We start from the raw sequence: 2592 nt of genomic DNA, 5'->3' as shown, positions 1-2592 counted from the left end.
AACACAGACTACTCAGCAACTTTAATAAGTAGCTGGGCGTAATTAAATATAAAATGTCCTGTAGGGTGGGCAGTGCCCACCAGCTAGGTTTCAGACATTTTCTATCTAACAAATATTTGCACCTACCTACTTAACTCGTCATTACGTGGTAGCTAAAAAAGGGAAACCAGATTCTTAGTACCCCTATCCCCTAATTAAGGTTTCATCCCCGCTTGCTCTAACGCGACTTTGGTCGGGTTGAGGTGGGAATCGTTGACTCTTACCAATGTGGTGGAGTTATAAAGAGCGCGAAATAATTGATTATTAGCAGGCTCATTTAATTTCATCATTGCTGCAATCAACTTGTTGCGATCGCTAGCAGAAATATCATCATCGACGACAATACCGTGAGCGGGAACGCCAGCAATACTGTACAACACGCGTAAATTGCTAGCTTCAGCAGCCGTAATATAAGGCGCACCCAGCGTATACTCCGATACTGCGGCGACATCGGCTTGATTTCTCAATACGGCTTGCAGGGCTTTATCGTAGCTACCACCGTAGGTGACTTGCCCGAAGAAACCATTCAAGCGATCGCGGTTGGGGATGAGTTTTTGTTGTACCAGTTCTGCTACGGGAAAGATAAAGCCAGAGCCAGATGTAGGTGAGGTAAACGAAATCCGCTTGCCTTTGAGCTGGCTCAGAGTCGCTTCTCCTTGCCCAGACTTGAGGGGACTATTTTTAGGAACTACAAAAATCGATTTATAAGTATGTCCGCCGGAATAGTTGGATCTCACTTCTGCCAAGTAAAAACTGGCGTTAGCTAATTCTTTGGCTTTGAGGGCAGAGCGACTGCTCAAAAAGGCTACGTCGGCCCGATTGGCGCGCAATGCTTCGACTGCTGCGGTCTCATCGGCAATCACCGCTTCTACAGGCTGTTGCAACTCTTTACTAAGAAATGCTGTCACTGCTTTGGCTTTAGTCTCTAAGTCAGTCGTGCCCGATCGAGTGGGGAAGACAATTCTGAGGGTCTGAGCTTGAGCTTGTGCGGGAGCTACACGCAGGTTGGTGGCGATCGCTTCGCCGATCGATCGACTGTTTATTGCTGCTACACCAGCTAGAATAGTCGCTCCAATGCCGATCCCAAGTTTGAGTTGCTGATTCATCGCTCGTTGTTAACTGTCTGATTTAAAATCTAATTATTGACATAATATCTCATTATTTGGCAAAACTGATAGGTACATTTGCCAACTTATTTTGTCGAATTTTGGTTACGAAAAATTACAAAAGCCGCACGAGCCAAGTTCGACTTATAGCCAGTTACCAACTAATACAAACGAAGCCCAGTAATAGGGATGCGGATACTGTTGCCGAATTTCCCGTTGTGCCACCTGTAACGCTTGCGCTGTACTCGTTCTGTCTGGCTGGAGCAAACTCCGATAAAATTGCTGCATCAACTTCGCTGTAGATCGATCGTCAACCGACCACATCGAAGCCAAAGTACTTGCCGCACCACTACGAATCGCGGTACCTGCCAAGCCCAGAGCTGCCCGCCTGTCGCCTGTAGCTGTCTCGCAAGCACTCAACACTAGCAGATCGGCGATCGTGCCTAGAGGCTTCGCTACTGCGCTGGAGTCCTGTCTTAGCATCGATCGTAAGCTATTGAGATCGATGGATTTTCCGCCGTCAGTGACGATAAAAGTCTGACGCGGATCGGAGCTAAATTGCCCGTGGGTAGCTAGGTGAATCGTCGGATAAGAGCCACCTGCCAAAGTGCGCTGGAGCTTTGCAGCGGTGAAATCGCGTCCGACTAATTTAGTCGCTTGTGGAAATAGTGACTCGATCGCCTGTACCTCAGTCGCAGCATGGGTTAATGGCTCGTAGATATCCCCGCGTTTGCGATTTGTCGTGCTAGCAGTATAACCAGTCAAACCACCAATCAAAATGCCAGCATCTTTGCGTGTAGTCTGCTTGGCACCCAATAGTTGCAGTCCTGGGGTGACTGAGACGGGATAACGATCGATTAAAAATTCTTGACGCGATCGATCGAATAATGCTGCGACGGGAATATTTTGCAGCGCGCCATCCATCACGAATACCAACTGTTTGGTGGCGGGGGTGAGATACTGTTGGGCGGGACGAATTAACCGATCGTAAAGTTGGGCAGCAGCGACATCGTTCCAACCATATTGAGGTTGATTTAAATGCTGCTGAAAATTGGCGATCGTTTTTTCCAATTCGATCCGCGAGACAGGAACGACAAATCGTTGAAATTTATTAGTAGGCAACCGTAAAATTACTTCTAATCGATCGGCTAAAATGACTGGATAGAATACCACCGCACCCGCATCTTCAGCAAACTGCTCTACAGGCTTATATTCGCCGAGTTGACATTGCAAAAAGTTTTCTAACTCTACTAGTTTGAGGGCATCGACTCGATCGATAATTTTGCTCAAATTTGGTTGTTGTTGTCGCAGACTCAGATCGATCGCTTCGCGATACAATGGCTCGACATTATCCCGCAGAGAGAATTGAGCATCGGGATTGACAATTTGCAGATTACGGCGGGTTTTGGTGAGTGCGGCGATCGCGCGATCGTATGCAGCTTGAGAG

Annotated in this window: 2 protein-coding genes; both read right to left on the bottom strand. The window is 47.5% G+C overall.

The window, feature by feature from the left end; translation table 11 throughout:
- Positions 1 to 194: 194 nt before the first annotated feature.
- Positions 195 to 1145: a phosphate/phosphite/phosphonate ABC transporter substrate-binding protein gene (locus C7B77_RS27900; RefSeq protein ID WP_106312741.1), complete on the bottom strand. Its 951-nt coding sequence runs from the start codon at positions 1143 to 1145 to the stop codon at positions 195 to 197.
- Between the two features lie 144 nt (positions 1146 to 1289).
- The coding region (locus C7B77_RS27895; protein WP_146138573.1) for a CHAT domain-containing protein at positions 1290 to 2592 on the bottom strand (1303 nt) is incomplete at its 5' end.

Origin of the sequence: Chamaesiphon polymorphus CCALA 037 (assembly GCF_003003845.1) — a bacterium.
Taxonomy (GTDB): Bacteria; Cyanobacteriota; Cyanobacteriia; order Cyanobacteriales; family Chamaesiphonaceae; genus Chamaesiphon; species Chamaesiphon polymorphus.
This window is presented reverse-complemented; position numbering and strand designations above follow the sequence as displayed.